The following is a 21,612-nucleotide window of genomic DNA, read 5'->3' as shown; positions in this document are numbered from 1 at the left end:
ACGGGCCCCGGCCCCGTCACACCTGGTCGTCCGCCAGCTCCGCCACGCCCGTGATCCGGTGCAGCGGGTACGTGCGCATCTCGTCGGCCGTGTGGTCGTAGCCCGTCACGAAACCGCCCTCCACGCGGACCGGGGCGATCACGCGCTGGCTCGCCGCGCCGTCCGCGTTCACGTAGCCGATCCAGACCGCCGAGCCGGTCATCGCGGCCGCCTGGACGGTCGCCAGGGTCTCGGCGGACGAGGTGCGGGGGAGGGAACCGGCCGGGGCCGGGACCGCCGGCTCCCTGCGGACCGCCGTCGCCGCCCGGTCGCCCGCCCGGATCGCCTTCACCGCCGCGTGCAGGAGGGTCGCGTCCGGGGCGGGCGGGCCGTCCGGGACGGGAACGGGGGCCGTACGCGCGGGCGTGCGGTGCGCGTCGGCGCGCGTGACCAGGACGTCCCCCTCCGCCGACTCGGCGGCCGGCGCGTACCCCATCGCCCGCAGCCCTTCGAGCAGCGCCGCCGGGTCCGTCTGCGCGGCGAGCACCGTCGGCGCCAGGCGCCGCAGGCCGAGGGCGGCTGAGCGCCGGTCGGCCAGGATCTCGCCGAGGACGGTGTCGTCGTCGCAGCGCACGTACGCGGACGCCGCCCCCACCCGCAGGTGCCCGTGGCGCCGGGCCACGTCGTCCACGAGGTACGCGAGCGGCTGCGGCACCGGCGTGCGGGAGTGCGCGGCGAGGAAGGCGTGCACGTCGGACGCGGCGAGACCGGAGTCGAGGGCCCGCCGCACGGAGCCGGGCGTGAACCGGTAGACCGTCGCGCCACCCTTCGACTCCACGTCCGCGAGGACCGCGAGCGCGTCCGCGAGGGGCCGCCGCAGCGGGCCGGGCGCGACCGCCGTCAGGTCGGCCTGGAGCAGCACGTGGTCGACGGCCTCGGGCAGCAGCGGCGCGAGCAGCGTCGCCGCCCGCTCGGCGGCCACCGACTCCTCGACCCCGCCGCCCTCGTCGGCCGGCGACGCGGCCTCGGCCAGCGGCAGGTTGAGCAGCGCCCGCGCCGGGGCCGCCAGGGCGCCCCGGCCGGTGAGCCCCAGGAGCTCGGCCTCCGCGAGCGACCAGCGCGCGAGCCGGGACCGCAGGTCGTCGGGGAGGACGGAGGCGGAGTCGGTGCCTTCCGTACCGGGAGAGGCGGGACCGGTGGTCACCCCGCCCCGCAGCGGCCGCTCCCACCGCAGCCGCGCGAACAGCGTCTCCGGGTCGGCCGCCGCGCCCGGCGGCAGCGTCGCCAGGAGGCCGAGCACCCGGTGCCGCACCTCGGGCGCGGCCGCCCGGTCCAGGTCGGGCCCGAGCGCGGAGAGCGCACGCCCCTTCGCGTCCTGGCCGCCGGCCAGGCCCGGCGTGCGGGTCGAGGCGAGCCAGGGCGCGACGAGCCGGGCCCAGCGTTCGGCGGGCGGCAGGTCCAGCCAGTCGTCGTAGGCGGGCGTCGGCGCGTACCGCTCGTCCGCCTCCCCGTCCGAGGCGAGCAGCCCCGCCCCGTGGCAGAGCTCCAGCCAGAAGGACGCGACCGGCTCCGTCACGTCCAGGGCGGCGGCGGTCCGCCGCAGGTCCCGCACGGAGAGCCCGCCCGCCCGCAGCACCTGCGGGCCCCCCTTGTCCCAGGACTTCAGCAGCTCCTCGACGGTCGCGAGCGCCGTGTACGCCTGCCCGGCCGCCGCGCCGTCCACCACCTGGGGACGGTGCTCGCGCAGCACGGCCACCTCCGGCGCCACCGGCTCCGGCGCCCGGTGCGCCCGCCCGCCCCGCAGGTGCAGCGCCACCTCGCGCGGCAGCACCACCGTCCGCGCCGACACCGGGAGCAGCAGGCCCCGGTCGCGCAGCCAGCGCACGGGCGGCGCCGGGTTCGCCGTCACCTCGCCGTACGGCGGCCCCCACACGAGCCGGTCCAGGACCGCCAGCGCCTCCGGCGGCGCCTCGTCGAGGAGCGCGCCCATCCGGGCCCGGTCGGTGAAGAGCCCGGTCAGGGCCGCCACCGCCGACACCGGGTCGTGCGTCGCGGCGAGCCCGGCCGTCGCGATGATCTCCTGCACCCGGCCCGGCGACATGCCGGACGTCGCCTCGGCGACCGTCGGCCCGAGCCCGGTCGGGGAGGGGTGCTGCGGCGACGGCGAGAGCAGCTCGCGCGCGGTCCGCACGAGCCGCAGCCGGTCGTCCTCGCCCCACACGAGCGCCTGTTCGCGCAGCAGCGCCACCGCGCCCGGCAGCGCCGCCCCGATCACGGGATCGCCCTCGTCGCCGGTGAGCAGGGCGAGGAGCACGGGGTACGGGGCCGGGTCGGGGGCGACGGCGAGCGCCTCGGCCGTCTGGAGCGCGAACCGGTCGAGCCGCTCCAGGGCCCGCACCACCGAGCCCCGCGTCCCGGCGCGGGTCGCGAGCTGCGTCAGGTCGTTCGGCACGGGGTTCAGCAGGTCCGGGCGGGCGCGCAGCAGCGCGGCGAGCCCCTCGTCCCCCCGGGCGCGGAGCGCCTCCGCGAGCGTGCGGGGCGCCGCGGCGGCGCCTGTTCCCTCGGCCACGTGCGCCTCCCGGTCGAGCCCACCGATCCCCATCCGGACCACGTTAACCGCTGCGCAGGCGCTAACGTCGGGCCGTACCGGGCGAACCGGCCGTGGAGGGGCACCGTGGGCATCGAGAGCGACCAGTTGGTCTACGACTACCTGAGCCGGGTCGGCGATCTGGCCCAGCAGCGCCACCTGCCGGCGGGCGACCGCATGCGGCTCGTGTCGACGCTCCGGAACGAGATCGACCGCCGGCGCGCCACCCACGGCGAGGAGACCCCGGCGGCGGTGCGGGGCATCCTCGGCGCCCTGGGCACCCCGGACGAGGTCGTGGACCGCGCGGGGGTGCCTGGAGGCGCCGGGAAACCGGAGACGGCCCGGGGCCCGGTGCCGCAGCCGCGCGGGGGCGGCCCGGAGCCGGGTGACTCCTCCCGTACGCGGAGGAAGGACCGTACGGGAAAGCCCGGAGACGCCCCGGCGGGCGACCGGGCGGGCCGCGAGGGCCGGACGGGCCGTCCGGCCCCGGACGGCCGTAAGGGCTCCGGCACCCGGTCGCCCCGCGAGGGAACCGCCCCCGACAAGCCCGGAATCCCGGCACCGCGCCCCGGCGTGTCGGGCCCGGACCGGCCGCTGTTCCACGGCGGGGCGGAGCGGGGCGTCTTCGACGGCCCGGAGGAGCCCGACTGGTGGCGGACGGAGGACGCCGACGGCGTCCCCGGCTTCTTCGGGGGGATCGAGCGCCCGGACCTCTTCACGCCGCCCGCCCCCGAGGAGGACGGGGAAGAGGAGGGGGCCGAGGCCCCCGCGTCCGGGAAGCGCCGGGTACTGGCCCGGATCCTGCGCCCGCGCAAGGGCCTGGCCCCGGCCCCCGAGGCGGAGGCGCCGGTGGCGGAGGCCCCGCCCCGCGCCCGCCTCGCCAACCCCTTCGTGCTGCTCGCCGCGCTGCTCCTGATCGGCGGCGCCGTCTTCGGCTCGCTCCTCGCCCTCGCCGCGGGCTGGCTCCTCGCGTACGCCTCCCGCCGGCTGACCCCCGGCGAGGTCAAGGGCGCGGTCCTGGTGATCCCGGGCCTCGCCGCCGGTGCCGGAACGCTCTGGCTGTGGGGCCGCGTCCAGGGCCGCTGGGGCGACCCGGTGGTCCCGGGCGGCGAGGCGATGGGCGCGGCGGTCGCCGAGACCTGGCCGTGGGTCCTGCGGGGGGCGGCGGTCGCGTCGGCCCTGTTCCTGCTGTGGCGCTCCCGCAAGCACTGAGACACCGGGCCGCGGACCGGGACACCGCCCACCGGGTACGACCCCGACCCCGCCCCGGAACACCCGGGTACGACCCCGATCCCGAGCACCCGGGTACGACCCCGACCCCACCCCCGAACCCCCGGGCACGACCCCGACCCTGCCACCGGACACCGGGACCGACCCCTACCCCGACCCCACCCCCGAACCCCCGGACCGCCCCCGAACACCCGCCCCGCCTGGCCCAGAATGGGAGCCATGACCTCTCCGGACGCGCCGCTCACCGTCGGCTTCGACCTCGACCTGACCCTCCTCGACACCCGCCCCGGCATCAAGGCCACGTGGGAGGCGTTCGCCGCCGAGACCGGGGTCGCGATCGACGCCGACCTCGTCGTGACCCGCCTCGGACCGCCGCTCGAACACGAGATGGCGTACTGGTTCCCGCAGGAGCGCGTCCCGGAGATGGTGTCCCGCTACCGCGCGCTCTACCCGGAGTACGCGATCGGGCCCACCGTCCCGATGCCGGGCGCCGAGGACGCGCTCCGGGCCGTCCGCGAGGCGGGCGGCCGGACGCTCGTCGTCACCGCCAAGAACGGCCCCCACGCCGAACTGCACTTCGAGCGCCTCGGCATCGAGCCCGACGCGGTCGTCGGCGGCCTGTGGGCCGAGGGCAAGGCGGAGGCCCTGCGCGCCCACGGCGCCCGGGTGTACGTGGGCGACCACACCGGCGACGTCCGGGGCGCCGCCGCGGCGGGCGCCCTCTCGGTGGCCGTGGCGACCGGCCCCTGCCCCGCCGAGGAGCTGCGGGAGGCGGGCGCGGACGTGGTCCTGGCGGACCTGACGGACTTCCGTGCCTGGTGGGAGGCCTACCTGGGCTGAGCGGGCGTGCCCGTACCGGCCTTGGCCTGGCGCCGCTGGGCCGCGATCGAGCGCATCACGCCGGCGGCGGCGACGAGGAATCCGACCCCCATCAGCATGGAGACGGTGTACGCGACGGTGGGGAACGGGTCCGTCCCGAGGAACAGCGGAGCCACGGTGACCAGCGTCGCGACCGCGCCGATCACGAAGAGGATGCCGCCGGCCTTGACGAGGCCGTCGCCCGGGGCGCTGTCGTCCACCGGCACGGCGCGGGTTTCACTACGCATTCGACCAGGGTAGTTCCCAGGCCGTAGGAACACATCGGCGACGTCTTGTCACCGGCCTCCGGACCATTAGCCTTGGTGCCGGCGGGTCGGTCGACCCGCCGTTTGCCATCCCCATCGACGAGGACGAGGACGGACGTGCCTACCGGCAAGGTGAAATGGTTCAACAGCGAGAAGGGCTTCGGCTTCCTCTCCCGTGACGACGGCGGCGACGTCTTCGTCCACTCGTCGGTGCTCCCCGCCGGAGTCGAGGCGCTGAAGCCGGGCCAGCGGGTGGAGTTCGGCGTCGTCGCCGGCCAGCGCGGCGACCAGGCGCTGTCCGTCGTGATCCTCGACCCCACCCCGTCCGTCGCCGCGGCCCAGCGCCGCAAGCCCGACGAACTCGCGTCCATCGTGCAGGACCTGACGACGCTCCTGGAGAACATTACGCCGATGCTGGAGCGCGGCCGCTACCCGGAGAAGACGGCGGGCAAGAAGATCGCCGGCCTGCTGCGGGCGGTCGCGGACCAGCTCGACGTCTGATCCGCCCTACGGGAAGGCGAGCGCGTCCGGGCCGAGGGGCGGTACGAGTCCCTCGGCCGCGGCGCGGGTGAGCAGCCCGCGGACCGCCGCGTAGCCGTGCTCGCCGAGGTCGGCCGTGAACTCGTTCACGTACAGGCCGATGTGCTGGTCCGCCACCTTCGGGTCCATCTCCTGCGCGTGCTCCATGACGTACGGCCGGGAGGCGACCGGGTCGTCCCAGGCCATCCGCACGGACGCGCGGGCCGCGTCGGCGAGCAGCCGGAGGGTCTCCGCGCCGAGCGAGCGGCGGGCGACGATCGCGCCGAGCGGGATCGGCAGGCCCGTCGTCGTCTCCCAGTGCTCGCCCATGTCGGCGAGCCGGTGCAGCCCGTACTCCTGATACGTGAAGCGGGCCTCGTGGATGACGAGCCCCGCGTCGACCTTGCCGTCGCGGACGGCGGGCATGATCTCGTGGAACGGCATCACGACCACCTCGCCGACCCCGCCGGGCACGGCCTCGGCCGCCCACAGCCGGAACAGCAGGTACGCGGTCGAGCGCTCGCTCGGCACGGCGACGGTCTTCCCGGCCAGGTCGGCGCCCGTTCCGGCGTCCCGGGTCAGGACGAGCGGCCCGCAGCCCCGGCCCAGCGCGCCGCCGCAGGGCAGCAGGGCGTACTCGTCGAGGATCCAGGGCAGCACGGCGTACGACACCTTCAGGACGTCGTGCGCGTCGGTGCCGCTCTCGGCCCAGCCGTTGGTGACGTCGATGTCGGCGAAGGTCACGTCGAGCCGGGGGGCGCCGGGGACGCGGTCGTGGGCCCAGGCGTCGAAGACGAAGGTGTCGTTCGGGCAGGGCGAGTAGGCGATCTTCAGTTTCACGGCGTCTCCACGGGGACGGTGCGGCTCAGTGCCCCGGCGGCCCGGCGGAGCGCGTCCAGGGCGTCGCCGATGCGCCAGGCGGCGCGGTCGCGGGGGCCGACGGCGTTCGACACGGCACGGAGTTCGATGACGGGCACGCCGTACGCGGCGGCGGCCTCGGCGACGCCGAAGCCCTCCATCGCCTCGGCGGCGGCCCCGGGGTGCCGCTCCGCCAGCTCGGCGGCGCGCCGGGCGCTGCCGGTGACGGTGGAGACGGTGAGGACGGGCGCGACGGCGCACGGCAGGCCCTCGGCGGCCAGGGCGGCGCGGAGGCGGCCGGTCAGCGCCTCGGGCACGGGGTGGACGGACCGTCCGAAGCCGAGCTCGTCGACGGCGAGGTACCCGTCGGGGGTCTCCGCCCCGAGGTCGGCGGCGACGATCGCGGACGAGACGACGAGGGTCCCGAGCGGGGCGGACGGCTGGAACCCGCCGGCGATCCCGGCGGAGACGACGAGGTCGTAGGGACGTTCCCGGTGGTCCGTACCCGTCGCCGGGGTGGGCGTCGGCGCCGTGCCCGTCGTCGAGGCGTGCGTCGGGTCCGTACCCGTCGCCGGGGCGTGCGTCCGACCCGTGTCCGTCGTCGAGGCGTGCGCCAGGGCCGTTCCCGTCGCGGCGGCGACGGCCGCGGGGCCGACCCCGCCGACCAGGACGTCGACGCGCGCGCGGTCCCCGTCCGCGTGGCGGCGCAGGGCGAACCCCCCGGGCAGCGGGACGTGCTCCGGGGCGGCGGTCGCGACGGGTGCGAGGCCGGCGGTGACGGAGTCCGCCTCCGCCGCCACGGCCGTCACGATCAGGATCCGGTGGACCACCGGCGGATCAGGATTCCTTCTTCAGCTGGAAGTGCCAGACGCCGGTCAGCTTCTTGCCGGTGTTCTCGACGATGGTCACCTGGGCCTGGTCCAGGGTCTCGCCGGTCTGCTGGCTGGAGAAGAAGGCGCTGGCCGGAATGGTCCGGTAGGTCTTCTTGTACGGCTCGGCCTCGGCCTGCTGGCCGCCGAGGAAGATCGTCCACCCGTTGTCGGCGATCTCGGGGTCCACGCCGAAGCGGATCCGGTCGTCCGGCGCGACGGTGATGGTCTTCTCGGCCTTCTTGTTGAGGCACTCCTGGACCTGCGACTCCTTGATGGCGTCGCCGTCGTTGTAGCAGGCGGCCTCGGAGTGGACCGAGTCGGATCCGACCGTCAGGGTCGCGATCGGGGTCGGCTTGTCGCAGGCGGAGAGGACGAGGAGCCCGGCGGAGACGGCCCCGAGGGCGACGGCGGTCCGGCGGCGCGAGCCGGAGAAGAACGCAACGGTCATGAGCCGAAGGCTATCGGGCCGTCGCTTCCGCGCCACGCGGGGGTACGGCGTGCCGCCTCCCGGTACCGGACGGGCTGGGCCATCCGTACGTCCGGAGGTCCCTTTCCCACCGCATGGGCCGCCATCCCGGGCCGCCGCCCGGTCACGCCCCGGGCCACTGCCCGGTCACGCCCCGGGCCACTGCCCGGTCACGCCCCGGGCCACTGCCCGGTCACGCCACCCGGGTCTTCGGGCGGTTCTTCGGGCCCGGGCGGCGGCGGGCGGCCGAGAGCAGGCCGCGGACGGCCAGGAGGGCGCCCAGGGCCAGGATCGCGGCGGCGACGGACATCCCGAGGGTGCCGTTCAGGGGGAGCGCGATGCCGATCGCGCCGCCCACCACCCACGCCATCTGGAGGGCGGTCTCGGAGCGGGCGAACGCCGAGGTGCGCACCACCTCCGGCACGTCCCGCTGGATCAGCGCGTCCAGGGACAGCTTCGACAGGGCCTGGGTGAGGCCCGCGACCGCGCCGAGGACGGCGACCATCACGCCGCCGAAGAAGATCGCCGTGCAGATCGCGGTGCCGAGGACCACGCTGATCATCGTGGCGATGATCACCTCGGGGCCGTGGCCCCGGTCCCGGAGCAGCGAGCCGACCGCCGTCCCGCACGCGTTGCCGACGCCCGCCGCCACGCCCACGATGCCGAGGGAGACGGCGGCGCTCTGCCCCGAGAGCGGGTGCTCGCGCAGCAGGAACGCCAGGAAGAAGATCAGGAAGCCCGACAGCATGCGCTGGGCCGCGTTGGCCGCCAGGCCGTGCAGGACCGCCGGGCCGACCGTCCGCAGGCTCGGCTTCTTCTCGCCGTGGGTCAGCAGGTGCGCCCGCCGCTCGCCCTTCGCGGAGTCCACCTTCGGCGGCATCCGCAGCGCCCAGAACACGCCGAGCAGGAACAGCGCGCACGCGCCGTACAGCGGCCAGCCCGGCCCGATCATCTGGAGCCCCGCCCCGATGGGCGCGGCGACCCCGGTGGCGAGCAGCCCGGCCAGGGTGACCCTGGAGTTCGCCTTCACGAGCGAGAAGTCCGGTGGCAGCAGCCGGGGCACGACCGCGCTGCGGACCACCCCGTACGCCTTGGAGGCCACGAGCACGCCGAGCGCGGCCGGGTACAGCTCGATGCCGCCGGTCGCGACGGCCCCGGACATCATGATCGCCAGGACCGCGCGGGTCCCCATCGCGCCCGCCATCGCCGCGCGCCGGCCGTGCGGGATGCGGTCCAGGAGCGGGCCGATCACGGGGGCGAGGAGGGTGAACGGGGCCATGGTGATGGCGAGGTAGAGGGCGACGCGGCCGCGGGCCTCGTCGGTCGGCACGGAGAAGAAGACGGTGGAGGCGAGGGCGACGGTGATCATGACGTCCCCGGCGCCGTTCACGGCGTGCAGCTCGATCAGCTTGCCGAGCCCCGACTCGCCCGCGCCGTGCGCGTGGGTGGCCTTCCGGATGCCCTTCGCCGTGCCGGTGAACGGCAGGTGCAGGGCACGCCCGACCGCCCGGCCCGCTCTCCGGAGCGGCCCGGCGTGATCCTCGGATCGTGCGGGGGACCGTGCGGCTGCCACCCCGTCATAGTGCCCCAAGGTCGGGTCCCGAACCGTGGCGTGACGCGGGATACATCCGGACCGACCGGGCTGCCCGCGGCGCGGCGGAGGACCCGGAGACGCGCCGGAGACCCGCTCGAACGGACCCGCGCGCCGGGCGTGTCGCGGCCGCGCCGGGGACGGGGGCGCGCCGTCGGCCGGCGCGGGCGGCCGGAGCGGGCGGCCCGTGGACCGTACGGCCGGCGCGGTGGTTCCGGGCCTCCGCGACCAAGCGCGCACGTGGTCCGCCCCGTCGTTCCCGGCCTCCGCGACCGGACACGCATGGGGTCCGCCCCGTCGTTCCCGGGCCTCCGCGACCAAGCGCGCACGTGGTCCGCCCCGTCGTTCCCGGCCTCCGCGACCGGACACGCATGGGGTCCGCCCCGTCGTCCCGGGCCTCCGCGGCCGGGTGTGCGCGCGGCCCGTCCGGCCGTTCCCGGGGCTCCGTGACCGGCCCGGCCGTCCGCGATGCGGCCCTCTTGGGACGGGCAGGTGGGCGGAGGCCCGCGAACGGGGTAGCGTGCGTAGCGCGTCACCGGCGGAAGCTCTCGGCCGCGCGCCTCTTCGGCATACCGCAGAATGGATGGCGTTAGGTGTGCCCGAGACGCGCGAGACACGTCGGGTGCGGACGTCGATGCGGCCCTCTGGTCCGCTCCGCCCGCCGCCCGTTGCTTCGCTCCCGCCTCCCGGCCGGCGCACCTGTGAGACGGCGTAGGAGAGAAGCGATACCTGTGAGTGCTGCGACGACGCGAAGCGGTACCCCGCGTGCCCCGCGAGCCACGCGTACCCCCGACCGCCTGTGCGCCGAGGCGGTGGAACTCGCCCGGGAGGCCGCCGAGGAGGCGGCCGCGCCGGGGATCGTGGGCGCCCACGTGGAGGTCCTCGCGGAGGGCGACCGCGTCGTCACCCACTTCTTCGAGTGCAAGGAGCCCGGCTACCGGGGCTGGCGCTGGGCGGTGACCGTGACGCGCGCCTCCCGCGCCAAGAACGTCACGCTCGACGAAACCGTCCTGCTGCCGGGACCCGACTCCCTCCTCGCCCCCGAGTGGGTGCCGTGGAGCGAGCGGCTGCGCCCCGGCGACATGGGTCCGGGCGACCTGCTGCCGACCGAGCAGGACGACCCGCGCCTGGAGCCCGGCTACACCGGCGAGGACGCGCCGCCGCCGAACTCCGCGGTCTCGGAGGAGCTGGCGGACCACCTCGACGTCGAGGACGCCGAGATCGTGACCCGTACCCCCTCGCGGGGCGCGATCGCGTCGGTCGCCGACGAGCTCGGCATGCGCCGGGCCCGGGTCCTGTCCCGCTACGGCCTGCACGTGGCCGCGGACCGCTGGGACGAGGCCTTCGGCGCCAAGACGCCGATGGCGCAGGCGGCCCCCGCCACCTGCGAGTCCTGCGCCTTCCTGGTGCCGCTGGACGGCTCCCTGAAGCAGGCCTTCGGCATCTGCGCCAATGAGTTCTCCCCGGCGGACGGCCGGGTCGTCTCCCTGGCGTACGGCTGCGGCGGCCACTCGGAGGCCGCCGTCATGCCGAAGCCGCCGCGCCCCGCGCCCCCGGTCCACGACTCGACGGCCGTCGACGCCTTCCCCCTCCGCCCCTCCAGTGACTCCGGCTCCACGACGGAACCGGACGAGGTCCTGGAGGACCTGGGCCACTCGTAGGGGCGGGCCCCTCCGCGGGGAAGGCCGTACCGCGCGGCGCGGTACCTTCGGGCCCCGGGACCTCCGGAACGGCACCGTACCGGTCCCGACCCGATTCACCGCACCGCAGAGTGGAGTCAGACGTGAGCGTCAGCGTCCGGACGACGACCGACGGAACCGACCCCTTCGGCACCGCACGGCTGCGCCGCGGCGTCCTCGACGCCTGGGGGGCCTCGCCCGCCCGGTTCCGGGAGGACGCCAACGCCGAGGAGGACCTCGCGCTCGGCGGCTACCGCGACCGGCTGGTCGTCGAGCTGGCCCAGAACGCCGCCGACGCCGCCCGCCGCGCCGGCGTCCCCGGCCGCCTCCGCCTCACCCTGCACCCGGCGGACCACGAGGGCCCGGCCGTCCTGGCCGCCGCCAACACCGGCGCCCCGCTGGACGCCACGGGCGTCGAGTCGCTGTCCACCCTCCGCGCCTCCGCCAAGCGCGAGCAGGGCGGCGAGGGGGACACGGGGGCCGTGGGCCGCTTCGGCGTCGGCTTCGCCGCCGTCCTCGCCGTCACCGACGAGCCCGCCCTCCTCGGCCGCCACGGCGGCGTCCGCTGGTCCCTCGCCGAGGCCCGCGAACTGGCCGCCGACGCCGCCCGCCACAGCCCGGGCCTCGGCGACGAACTGCGCCGCCGCGACGGCCACGTGCCGCTGCTCCGCCTCCCGCTGCCCGCCGAGGGCACCGCGCCCGACGGGTACGACACCGTCGTGGTCCTGCCGCTGCGCGACGCGGCCGCCCAAGACCTCACCGAGCGGCTCCTCTCCTCGATCGACGACGCCCTGCTGCTCACTCTTCCGGGTCTGTCCGAGGTCGTCGTGGAGACACCCGAAGGTGTACGAACGCTCCGCCGCTCCGAGGCCGACGGCTACGTCCGCGTCGAGGACTCCGCGAGCGGCGCGCACCGCTGGCGGACCGTCGGCCACGGCGGCCCGCTCGACCCCGAGCTCCTCAGGGACCGCCCGGTCGAGGAGCGCCTGCGCCCCCACTGGTCGGTCACCTGGGCCGTGCCCGTGGACGACGCGGGGGCCCCGCGCTACCCGCAGACCACCCCGGTCGTGCACGCCCCGACCCCCACGGACGAACCCCTGGGCATCCCCGCCCTCCTCATCGCCTCCCTGCCGCTCGACACCGCCCGCCGCCACCCGGCTCCCGGACCGCTCACCGACTTCCTGGTGCAGCGGGCGGCCGACGCGTACGCCGAACTGCTCGCCGACTGGCGGCCGGTGACGACCGCCGCGCTCGACCTCGTGCCCGGCCCGTTCGGCAAGGGCCCGCTCGACGGGGCGCTGCGCGAGGCGATCCTCGACCGGCTGCCGCGCGTCGGGTTCCTGGCGCCCGCCGTCCCGACCGAGGAGCTGCCCGCGCTCCGCCCGATCGAGGCGGAGGTCGTGGAGGGCGCGGGCGCGGAGACCGTGAACGTGCTCGCGGAGGTCTTCCCGACGCTCCTCCCGGCCGGTCTGGAGCGCCGCCCGGAGCTGCGCACGCTCGGCGTCGGCCGGGTCCCGCTGACCGAGGCGATCGACCGCCTGGCCGGGGTCGACCGGCCCGCCGGCTGGTGGTGGCGCCTGTACGACTCCCTCGCGGGCGTCGACCCGGACCGGCTCACGGGCCTGCCGGTGCCGCTGGCGGAGGAGACGGAGGGCACCCGGTCCCGCACGGTGATCGGCCCCCGCCAGGTCCTCCTGCCGCAGGAGGGCACCCCGCCCGAGCTGGCCCGGCTCGGCCTGAAGGTGGCGCACCCGGACGCCGCCCACCCGCTCCTGGAGAAGCTGGGCGCCCTGCCCGCCACGCCCCGCGCGATCCTGACGACCCACCAGGTGCGGCTCGCGGTCGCGGCCTCCCTCGACGTGGGCGAGATCTGGGACGAGGACGTCGACGCCCTGGACGCCGAGGAGCTGGCCGAGACCGTCCTCGGCCTGGCCCGCGACGCGGAGCTCGCCCCGGGCGAGGAGCCGTGGCTGGGCGCGCTCGCCCTCCCCGACGAGGACGGCGAACTCGCCCCGGCGAGCGAACTCGTCCTGCCCGGCTCGCCCTTCGCCGCCGTCGTCCGCGAGGACGAGATCGCCTTCGTGGACGCCGGCCTCGCCGCCCGCTGGGGCGAGCAGCCCCTCACCGCGTGCGGGGTGCTCGCCACCTTCGCCCTGGTCCGTACGAACGACCTCGTCCTCGACCCGGACGAGGTCGAGCCCCGCGAGGGCGACTACCCGGAGCCGGACGACGCCGGGCTCCTCGACGCGGTCGACGTGTGGTGCGAGGACGTCCTCGACCGCCTCCCGGAGACCCCGGTGCCGCCGGTGGCGACGGAGATCGTCGCCGTACGGGACCTGGACCTGGTCGACGACGACGCCTGGCCGCGGGCGCTGGCCCTGCTCGCGGTGCCGCCCCTGAGGGACGCCCTGATCCAGCCCGTACGGGTCCTCCTGCCGGACGGCACGACGGAGACGGTCCGCCCGTACACGGCCTGGTGGCTCCGCGACCACCCCGTACTGGACGGCCGCCGCCCGGCCGGACTGCGCGCCGCCGGCACCGACCCCCTCCTGATCGGCCTGTACGACTCCGCCGACGCGACCGGCTTCGACGACGAGCAGGTCCTGCGGGCCCTCGGCGTCCGCACCTCGGTCCCGGCGCTCCTGGACGAGCCGGGCGGCGCGGCGGAGCTGCTCGGCCGCCTGGCGGACCCGGACCGCGTGGTGACGGCCCCGCAGCTGCACGCCCTCTACACGGCCCTCGCGGACCTGGACCCGGAGCAGGTGACCCTCCCGGACGAGCTGCGGGCGGTCGTCGACGGGGTCGTGACCGTGGTCGACGCGGCGGACGCGGTGGTGGCCGACGCCCCCGACCTCCTCCCGCTGACGACGGGCCTGCCCCTCCTCCCGGTCGCCCCGCCCCGGGCGGCGGACCTGGCCGAGCTGTTCCAGGTGCGCCGCCTGAGCGAGACGGTCGAGGCGCGGGTCACGACGGCCGGCGAGGAGCACGGGGTCCCGGACTCCGTGACGGCCCTCCTCGGCCCCGCCACCCCCTGCTTCTACGTCGAGCACGAGGAACTCCGCGCGGGCGGCGTCGAACTCGACTGGCGCCGCACCCCCGACGGCACCGTCCACGCCGCCACCCTCGAAGGCGTCGCCGCCGGCCTCGCCTGGGCCGCCGGCCAGTGGCCCCGCCGCTTCGAGGTCGCGGCCCTCCTGGAGGACCCGACCCGCACGGAGGAGCTTTCGCGGGACCGGTGGTTCGACTGACCGGCCCGCCCGGCCCGTTACGCCGGGAACCTCCGGTCCACCCAGCGCCACGCGGCCTCCAGGAGCGCCGCGCCCGTCGCCGCGATCGCCACCGCCGCCCAGGGCATCGTCGTGCCGACCAGTTTCAGGGCGAAGAAGTCCTGGAGCCAGGGGACGACGAGGACGAGGAGGAAGGCGCCGGCCATGGTGGCGACCAGGGCGAGGCGCCACCAGGTGTAGGGGCGGGCGATGATCGCGAGGACCCAGAGGGAGACCAGGAAGAGGGTGAGGGTCGCCGCGCTGGTCTCGGCCCCCAGGGCGTCCGCGCCGCTGTAGTGGTGGCGGGCCAGGAGGTACGTGGTGAAGGTGGCCGCCCCGGCGATGATCCCGCCCGGGATCGCGTACCGCATCACCCGGCGCACGAAGTGCGGCTTCGCCCGTTCCTTGTTCGGGGCCAGGGCCAGGAAGAAGGCCGGGACGCCGATCGTCAGGGTGGACAGCAGGGTCAGGTGGCGGGGGAGGAAGGGGTACTCCACCTGGGAGCAGACCACCAGGACCGCGAGCAGTACCGAGTAGACCGTCTTCGTCAGGAAGAGGGTCGCCACGCGCGTGATGTTGCCGATGACCCGGCGCCCCTCCGCCACCACCGACGGCAGCGTCGCGAAGGAGTTGTTCAGGAGGACGATCTGCGCGACCGCCCGGGTCGCCTCCGAGCCCGAGCCCATCGAGACGCCGATGTCCGCGTCCTTCAGGGCCAGGACGTCGTTCACGCCGTCCCCGGTCATCGCGACCGTGTGGCCCTTCGACTGGAGCGCGGCCACCATGTCCCGCTTCTGCTGCGGGGTGACCCGGCCGAAGACCGCGTTCTCCTCCAGCACCTCCGCCATCTTCTCCCGGTCCTCCGGGAGCGTGCGGGCGTCCACCGTGTGCTCCGCCCCCGGCAGCTCCAGCTTCCCGGCCACCGCCCCCACCGAGACCGCGTTGTCGCCGGAGATGACCTTCGTGGCGACGTTCTGGTCCGCGAAGTACGCGAGGGTGTCGGACGCGTCCGGGCGCAGCCGCTGCTCCAGGACCACGAGCGCGGCCGGGCGGGCCGCCTCCGCCGCCCCGGGGGCGCCGGGCTCGCGGTCCGTACGGGCCAGGAGGAGGACCCGCAGGCCCTGCTCGTTCAGGTGGTCGGTCTCGGCGAGCGCCGGGTCACCGGCCTCCAGGAGGACGTCCGGGGCGCCCAGCAGCCACGACGAGCCCTCGCCGCCGCCCTCGTCGAACGTCGCCCCGCTGTACTTGCGGGCCGACGAGAACGGCAGCGCCTCCGTGCAGCGCCATCCGTCCGCGTCCGGGTAGGCCTCGATGATCGCCTGGAGGGAGGCGTTCGGGTGCGGGTCGGACGCGCCGAGCGCGCCGAGGACCTTCCGTACGTACGCCTCGTCGGTGCCGTTCAGCGGACGCAGGGCTGTCACGTCCATGCCGCCCTCGGTCAGCGTGCCCGTCTTGTCCAGGCACACGACGTCGACCCGCGCCAGGCCCTCGATGGCCGGCAGCTCCTGGACCAGGCACTGCTTGCGGCCGAGCCGGACCACGCCGATCGCGAAGGCCACGGAGGTGAGGAGGACGAGCCCCTCCGGGATCATCGGGACGATGCCGCCGACGGTCCGGGCGATCGAGTCCTTGAGGTTGGTGTCCTTGACGATCAGCTGGCTGATGATCAGACCGGTCGCGGTCGGGACCATCATCCACGTCACGTACTTCAGGATCGTGGAGATGCCGCTGCGCAGCTCGGAGTGGACGAGCGTGAAGCGGGACGCCTCCTCCGCGAGCTGCGCCGCGTACGCCTCGCGACCGACCTTCGTGGCCGTGAACGCGCCGCCGCCCGCCACCACGAAGGAGCCCGACATCATCGGGTCGCCCGGCCTCTTCACCACCGGGTCCGCCTCGCCGGTGAGCAGCGACTCGTCGACCTCCAGGCTGTCGGCCTCCGCCACCACCCCGTCGACGACCACCTTGTCCCCGGGCCCCAGCTCGATCAGGTCCCCCAGGACGATCTCCGAGGTGGACAGCTCGGCGGCGGTCCCGTCGCGCCGGACCGTCGGCTTGGCCTCGCCGATGACGGCGAGCCCGTCGAGGGTCTTCTTGGCCCGGAGCTCCTGGATGATGCCGATGCCGGTGTTCGCGACGATCACGAAGCCGAACAGGCTGTCCTGGATCGGCGCGACGAAGAGCATGATCACCCACAGCACGCCGATGATCGCGTTGAAGCGGGTGAAGACGTTGGCCCGGACGATGTCGACGGCTGAGCGGGAGCTCCGTACGGGGACGTCGTTGACCTCCCCGCGCGCGACCCGCTCCGCGACCTCGGCGGAGGTGAGCCCGGCCGGGCGGTGCTCGACGGGCGGGCCGTTCTCCGGCGTCCCGCCGCTTTCCGTGTCGATCTTCGACCGCTGCGTCATGCTCTCGACGGTACGGCCGGAAGGGGGCGTTCACCTGCCGGAGAGGGGGATATGGGGGGCGGGAGGGGGCGGGATCGGACCGTGGGGGGAGGGGGAGTGGTCCCGTGGTACTACCCGGTGCCGGGCGGCGTCACGGAGCCGGGTGCTCCTCGGCCTCCCGCGCCGCCGCGTGCCGCTTGAGCGCCGCGTCGCGCTTCCGTACGTACCAGATGCCGATCAGGCCGAGCCCGGCCCCGGCCAGGCAGGTCCACACCCACCAGGTCAGGTCCCGGTCGTCGAACCAGCCGTAGAAGGGGAGCTGGACGAGGAAGAGCACGAACCAGAGGATCGTTCCGCCGGTGATGGTGGCGACGACGGGCCCTTCCAGGGGCTCGGGTGCCTCGTGCTTCGGTGTCCACTTCGCCATGGGGGCCAGTCTAGGCGGCGGGGCGGGCGGCGGATCGGGTGGCGTGAATTCTTGTCTACGCGCGGAGATGGACGCTCGCTCGTTCATGTGTTCATACTGAAACGGTTTGCCTGTGGCGGGTTTCCTTCGTATGAACCGCCAAAATGGACACTCTCCTACGAGGACTCCCATGAGCACCACGGCCACCGCCAAGGCCCCTTCCCCCGAGCCGTCCGGTTCCCCCGAACCGACCTCCGGACTCGACCGCTTCTTCAAGATCTCCGAGCGCGGTTCGACCGTCGCCCGCGAGGTCCGGGGCGGCTTCGCCACCTTCTTCGCGATGGCCTACATCATCGTGCTGAACCCGATCATCCTCGGCAGCGCCAAGGACATGTACGGGCACCAGCTCGACAGCGGCCAGCTCGTCACCGCCACCGTCCTCACGGCGGCGTTCACCACCCTCCTGATGGGCGTCATCGGCAACGTCCCGATCGCCCTCGCCGCCGGCCTCGGCGTCAACACCGTCGTCGCGCTCCAGCTCGCGCCCCGGATGTCCTGGCCCGACGCCATGGGCATGGTCGTCCTCGCCGGCCTCGTCGTCATGCTGCTCGTCGCGACCGGTCTGCGCGAGCGCGTGATGAGCGCCGTCCCGGCCGGGCTCCGCAAGGGCATCGCGATCGGCATCGGCCTCTTCATCCTGCTGATCGGCCTCGTCGACTCGGGCTTCGTCTCCCGCATCCCCGACGCCGCCCACACCACCGTCCCGCTCCAGCTCGGCGGCGACGGTCACCTCACCGGCTGGCCCGTCCTCGTCTTCGTCCTGGGCGCCCTGCTCACCCTCGCGCTGATCGTCCGCAAGGTCCCCGGCGCCATCCTCATCTCGATCGTCGTCATGACCGTCGTCGCCATGGTGATCAACGCGGTCGCGGACGTCCCGTCCTGGGGCCTGACCACCCCGGAGTGGCCCGGCAACCCGGTCGCCTCGCCCGACTTCGGCCTCTTCTGGCAGTTCAGCCTCTTCGGCGGCTTCCACAAGGTCGGCGTCCTGACCGGCGTCCTCTTCGTCTTCACCGTGCTGCTGTCCTGCTTCTTCGACGCCATGGGCACGATCCTCGGCGTCGGCGACGAGGCCAAGCTGACCGACAAGGACGGCAACTTCCCCGGCATCAACAAGGTGCTCCTGGTCGACGGCCTGGCCGTCGCCTCCGGCGGCGCGACCTCCTCCTCCGCCACCACCTGCTTCGTGGAGTCCACGGCCGGCGTCGGCGAGGGGGCCAGGACCGGCCTCGCCTCCGTGGTCACCGGCGGCCTCTTCTCCGTGGCGCTGTTCCTCACGCCGCTGGCCACCATGGTCCCGTCCCAGGCCGCCACCCCCGCGCTGCTCGCGGTCGGCTTCCTGATCATGGCCGGTTCGGTCAGGGACATCGACTGGAGCGACTTCACCATCGCGGTGCCGGCGTTCCTGGCCATGGTGATGATGCCGTTCACGTACTCGATCACGAACGGCATCGGCATCGGCTTCATCGCCTTCAGCGTGCTGCGCCTCGCGGCCGGCCGGGGCCGTGAGGTGCCGGTGGCCATGTACGTCGTGTCGGCGGTGTTCGTCTTCTACTACGCGATGCCGGCGCTCGGCCTCACGTGATCCCGGGGCGGGGCGGGCGCCTGCTGCGGCTCCCCCTCCGCCCCCTCCGCACCGTAGAACTTCTCCGTCTCGTCGACGGCGGTCTTGAACCGCTCGTCGAAATCCTCGCGAATGAGCGTCCGGGCCACGTAGTCCTGGACGCTCATTCCTCTTTTCGCGGCGTGACTCCTGAGCCGGTCGAGCAGCTCACCGTCGATGCGCAGGCTGAGCACTGTCGATCCCATGCCGTCAGGGTCGGGGCACCCGGGGCTTCTTTGCGTCACTTTCTGGATCCGACTCACTCGTTTGGGTGATACATGGATGCCGAAGCGTGATCTGGGCCGGTGTGTGTTGTCGCGCGCGGGTGCGTGGGTGCGCGGGCGGGTGTGGGCGGGTGCATGGGGGGTGGGCGGGTGTGGGCGGGTGCATACGGGTGCGGGGGGCGGGCGGGCGTGTGCGTATCGGTGCGTGTGATCCGCGTGACGTCGGTGGGTTTCCGGTGGTATTTAGACAGGGTAATGAGTTATGCTAACGAACATGCCTGACCTGTCCCACGGCACCGCCGACGACGTCGCGGCCGTGAACGCGCTCCGCTCCTCCGTCATGCGGCTGGGCCGACGCCTCAAGCACCAGCGCGTCGACGAATCGCTGAGCCCCACCGAGATGTCGGTGCTCGGCACCCTGTCGCTCTGCGGCTCCGCGACCCCCGGCGAGCTGGCCCGCAAGGAACACGTCCAGCCGCCCTCGATGACCCGCATCGTCGCGCTGCTCGAAGCCAAGGGACTGGTCCGGCTGGAGCCGCACCCCGACGACCGCCGGCAGAAGGTGGTCAGCCAGACCGAGCAGGCCGAGGCCATGCTCGAGGAGTCCCGCCGCAAGCGGAACGCCTGGCTGGCCGCGCTCGCCGAGGGTCTGGACGAGGACGAATGGGCCAAGCTGCGCGCGGCCGCCCCCGTCCTGGAGAAGCTCGCGCACCTGTAGACCACGAGCCGAGGAGGCGACGCACTTTGAGTACGGGACCCGGAGCAGACTCCGCACCCGTCCACAAACCCGATACCTACACCCGTCGGGGCGGGGGAACCTTCTCCTCGCTCAAGATCCGGAACTACCGGCTGTTCTTCACCGGAGCGATCGTCTCCAACACCGGTACGTGGATGGCCCGGATCACCCAGGACTGGCTGGTCCTGAGCCTCACCGGCTCGGCCGCCGCCGTCGGCATCACGACGGCCCTCCAGTTCCTGCCGATGCTGCTCTTCGGCCTGTACGGCGGTGTCATCGCCGACCGGTACCCGAAGCGGCAGCTGCTTCTCGTCAGCCAGGCGGCTCTTGGGCTGTGTGGTGTGGCGCTTGCCGTGCTGACCCTGTCCGGGCACGTGCAGGTCTGGCACGTCTATCTGATCGCTTTTCTGCTGGGCATGGTCACCGTTGTCGACAATCCGGCGCGGCAGTCCTTCGTCTCCGAGATGGTCGGGCCCGAGCAGCTCCGTAATGCCGTTTCGCTGAACTCCGCCAACTTCCAGTCCGCTCGGCTCGTCGGGCCCGCCGTCGCCGGTGTCCTCATCGCCGGGGTCGGGAGTGGGTGGGCCTTTCTGCTGAACGGCCTCTCCTTCGTCGCGCCGGTGGTCAGCCTGTTGCTCATGCGGACCGGTGAGCTCCACAAGGTGGAGCGCGTTCCGCGGGGGAAGGGGCAGCTCCGGGAGGGGCTGCGGTACGTGGCCGGGCGGCCCGATCTGGTGTGGCCCATCGTCCTTGTGGGGTTCATCGGGACGTTCGGGTTCAACTTTCCGATCTGGCTCACTGCTTTCGCCGATGGGGTCTTTCACGTGGGGGCCGGTACGTACGGGTTCCTCAATACGCTGATGGCCGCCGGGTCGCTCGTGGGCGCCCTCGCGGCGGCCCGGCGCGGCTCGACCCGGCTGCGGATGCTGGTGATCGCCGCCGGCGTCTTCGGTGTGCTGGAGGTCGTCGCGGCGCTGTCGCCGGCGTTCTGGCTGTTCGCGCTGCTGCTCGTGCCGATCGGCATGATCGGGCTCACGGTCAACGTCACCGCCAACTCCGCCGTGCAGATGGCCACGGATCCCGCGATGCGGGGGCGGGTGATGAGCCTCTACATGATGGTCTTCGCCGGGGGCACGCCGATCGGTGCGCCGCTGCTCGGGTGGGTCACCGATGTGTACGGCGCTCGGGTCGGGTTCGCTGTGGGGGGACTGATCTCGCTTGCCGCGGCCGTTGTCGTGGGGCTCGTGCTCGCTCGGGTGGGAGGCCTCAAGGTCGCCGTGGGGTGGCGGCGGGGGCATCCGCAGGTTCGGTTCGTGGCGCGGGAGCGGTTGACCACTGCGGCGTAGGCCTTCGGGGGCCCGTGGGGGTGACGGGGGCGGGGCCTCCGCGGGGGAGGTGGTGTCCGGGCTGCGTCTCACCGTGCTTCGCGGGTTCAAGACGCTTTTACGCCCGGACACCACCTCCCCCGCTCCGGCCCCACCCCCTCCCGTACGTCGTCGTCAGACCCGCTGCTCCAGGATCTGGCCCTGCCAGTCGCCCACCGCGAAGGTGTCCGTGCGGGTGAAGCCCTGCTTCTCGTAGTACGCGATCAGGCGGCCCTCGCTGCCCGCGAAGCAGTCCACGCGGAGGAGCGAGACGTTTTTGCGGCGGGTCTCTGTGGCGGCGTGTTGGAGGAGGGCCGCTCCCACGTCTTGGTTGTGGAAGTTCTTGTCCGTGGCCAGGAGGCGGATGTAGGTCTCCGGTTCTTCGGCGTGGGGGACGTGTTTGCCGGGGTGGGGGGTCAGGGTCATCGTGCCCGCCGGTGTGCCGTCGATCTCCGCTATCCAGAGGTCGCCCTCGGCCACGGTCTCTTCCACTTGTCGTACGGCCGCGGGGCGGGCCGTGAAGGGGTCCGTGCCCCACTGGGCGGTGATGCCCTTGTCGTTCAGCCAGACCACGGCGCTGTCCAGGATGGCGAGTACTGCGGGCATGTCCTCGGGCCCGCCCTTACGGATCTTCATGATGGTGAGGGTAGGGGGTGCCACACTT

General features: G+C 74.3%; 18 protein-coding genes. 8 read left to right on the top strand and 10 right to left on the bottom strand.

Going from position 1 to position 21,612, the window contains the following annotated elements; genetic code table 11:
- Nucleotides 1–16 precede the first annotated feature (16 nt).
- The gene (locus ACWGSR_RS19010) at nt 17–2,581 is read right to left on the bottom strand and encodes a helicase-associated domain-containing protein (protein ID WP_453567635.1); all 2,565 of its coding nucleotides are present in this window, start codon (nt 2,579–2,581) and stop codon (nt 17–19) included.
- A gap of 72 nt (nt 2,582–2,653) precedes the next feature.
- Between ACWGSR_RS19010 and ACWGSR_RS19005 the strand changes: the two genes are divergently transcribed.
- The gene (locus tag ACWGSR_RS19005) at nt 2,654–3,778 is read left to right on the top strand and encodes a hypothetical protein (protein ID WP_453567633.1); all 1,125 of its coding nucleotides are present in this window, start codon (nt 2,654–2,656) and stop codon (nt 3,776–3,778) included.
- 228 nt (nt 3,779–4,006) lie between these two features.
- Entirely contained in the window at nt 4,007–4,636 is a 630-nt protein-coding gene (locus ACWGSR_RS19000) for an HAD family hydrolase (RefSeq protein ID WP_453567631.1), read from the top strand.
- Here the strand turns inward: ACWGSR_RS19000 and ACWGSR_RS18995 are convergent.
- On the bottom strand, nt 4,624–4,902 hold the full coding sequence (locus ACWGSR_RS18995) for a hypothetical protein (RefSeq protein WP_432086833.1): 279 nt from the start codon (nt 4,900–4,902) through the stop codon (nt 4,624–4,626). The two genes, ACWGSR_RS19000 and ACWGSR_RS18995, sit on opposite strands and share 13 nt — an antisense overlap.
- A 135-nt stretch (nt 4,903–5,037) precedes the next feature.
- Between ACWGSR_RS18995 and ACWGSR_RS18990 the strand changes: the two genes are divergently transcribed.
- The gene (locus ACWGSR_RS18990; protein WP_366376211.1) at nt 5,038–5,421 is read left to right on the top strand and encodes a cold-shock protein; all 384 of its coding nucleotides are present in this window, start codon (nt 5,038–5,040) and stop codon (nt 5,419–5,421) included.
- A gap of 6 nt (nt 5,422–5,427) precedes the next feature.
- Here ACWGSR_RS18990 and ACWGSR_RS18985 read toward each other — a convergent pair whose 3' ends face one another.
- The 4 genes from ACWGSR_RS18985 to ACWGSR_RS18970 form a co-directional block, all read right to left on the bottom strand.
- The gene (locus ACWGSR_RS18985; protein WP_376240289.1) at nt 5,428–6,279 is read right to left on the bottom strand and encodes a 1,4-dihydroxy-6-naphthoate synthase; all 852 of its coding nucleotides are present in this window, start codon (nt 6,277–6,279) and stop codon (nt 5,428–5,430) included.
- Nucleotides 6,276–7,127, bottom strand: a complete 852-nt coding sequence (locus ACWGSR_RS18980; RefSeq protein WP_453567628.1) for a futalosine hydrolase — start codon at nt 7,125–7,127, stop codon at nt 6,276–6,278. The genes ACWGSR_RS18985 and ACWGSR_RS18980 overlap by 4 nt, the downstream gene beginning before the upstream one ends.
- Nucleotides 7,128–7,134: 7 nt before the next feature.
- Nucleotides 7,135–7,617: a DUF2771 domain-containing protein gene (locus tag ACWGSR_RS18975; protein WP_366376216.1), complete on the bottom strand. Its 483-nt coding sequence runs from the start codon at nt 7,615–7,617 to the stop codon at nt 7,135–7,137.
- A gap of 211 nt (nt 7,618–7,828) precedes the next feature.
- On the bottom strand, nt 7,829–9,208 hold the full coding sequence (locus ACWGSR_RS18970; protein ID WP_453567626.1) for an MFS transporter: 1,380 nt from the start codon (nt 9,206–9,208) through the stop codon (nt 7,829–7,831).
- Nucleotides 9,209–9,957: 749 nt separating this feature from the next.
- On the opposite strand from ACWGSR_RS18970, the gene ACWGSR_RS18965 reads away from it, so the two are divergent.
- Both ACWGSR_RS18965 and ACWGSR_RS18960 read left to right on the top strand, forming a co-directional pair.
- A complete protein-coding gene (locus tag ACWGSR_RS18965; RefSeq protein WP_376240298.1) occupies nt 9,958–10,887 on the top strand; it encodes a DUF3027 domain-containing protein in 930 nt (309 codons plus the stop codon).
- A 110-nt stretch (nt 10,888–10,997) separates the two neighbouring features.
- Nucleotides 10,998–14,153 carry a sacsin N-terminal ATP-binding-like domain-containing protein gene (locus ACWGSR_RS18960; protein WP_453567623.1) on the top strand — a complete coding sequence of 1,052 codons (3,156 nt, stop codon included), beginning with the start codon at nt 10,998–11,000 and terminating at the stop codon, nt 14,151–14,153.
- Nucleotides 14,154–14,170: 17 nt separating this feature from the next.
- Here ACWGSR_RS18960 and ACWGSR_RS18955 read toward each other — a convergent pair whose 3' ends face one another.
- Nucleotides 14,171–16,579, bottom strand: a complete 2,409-nt coding sequence (locus tag ACWGSR_RS18955; RefSeq protein WP_453567621.1) for an HAD-IC family P-type ATPase — start codon at nt 16,577–16,579, stop codon at nt 14,171–14,173.
- A gap of 130 nt (nt 16,580–16,709) precedes the next feature.
- Nucleotides 16,710–16,985, bottom strand: a complete 276-nt coding sequence (locus ACWGSR_RS18950; RefSeq protein WP_376240307.1) for a DUF2530 domain-containing protein — start codon at nt 16,983–16,985, stop codon at nt 16,710–16,712.
- Nucleotides 16,986–17,154: 169 nt separating this feature from the next.
- Between ACWGSR_RS18950 and ACWGSR_RS18945 the strand changes: the two genes are divergently transcribed.
- The gene (locus ACWGSR_RS18945) at nt 17,155–18,606 is read left to right on the top strand and encodes an NCS2 family permease (protein WP_376240309.1); all 1,452 of its coding nucleotides are present in this window, start codon (nt 17,155–17,157) and stop codon (nt 18,604–18,606) included.
- Here the strand turns inward: ACWGSR_RS18945 and ACWGSR_RS18940 are convergent.
- The gene (locus tag ACWGSR_RS18940) at nt 18,576–18,830 is read right to left on the bottom strand and encodes a hypothetical protein (protein WP_376240311.1); all 255 of its coding nucleotides are present in this window, start codon (nt 18,828–18,830) and stop codon (nt 18,576–18,578) included. The genes ACWGSR_RS18945 and ACWGSR_RS18940 overlap by 31 nt on opposite strands.
- Before the next feature lie 292 nt (nt 18,831–19,122).
- On the opposite strand from ACWGSR_RS18940, the gene ACWGSR_RS18935 reads away from it, so the two are divergent.
- Entirely contained in the window at nt 19,123–19,566 is a 444-nt protein-coding gene (locus ACWGSR_RS18935) for a MarR family winged helix-turn-helix transcriptional regulator (protein WP_062753095.1), read from the top strand.
- Nucleotides 19,567–19,592: 26 nt separating this feature from the next.
- Nucleotides 19,593–20,930, top strand: coding sequence for an MFS transporter (locus ACWGSR_RS18930; RefSeq protein ID WP_376240314.1), 1,338 nt, complete (start codon nt 19,593–19,595; stop codon nt 20,928–20,930).
- A gap of 153 nt (nt 20,931–21,083) precedes the next feature.
- On the opposite strand, the gene ACWGSR_RS18925 is transcribed toward ACWGSR_RS18930, so the two are convergent.
- Nucleotides 21,084–21,584 (bottom strand): GNAT family N-acetyltransferase, encoded by a 501-nt coding sequence (locus ACWGSR_RS18925; RefSeq protein ID WP_376240316.1) that lies wholly within the window; start codon nt 21,582–21,584, stop codon nt 21,084–21,086.
- Between the last annotated feature and the right edge of the window lie 28 nt (nt 21,585–21,612).

It is taken from the genome of Streptomyces sp. NPDC055632, assembly GCF_053618675.1.
The sequence above is the reverse complement of the archived record's forward strand: the minus strand, read 5'-3'. Positions and strand labels throughout refer to the sequence as shown.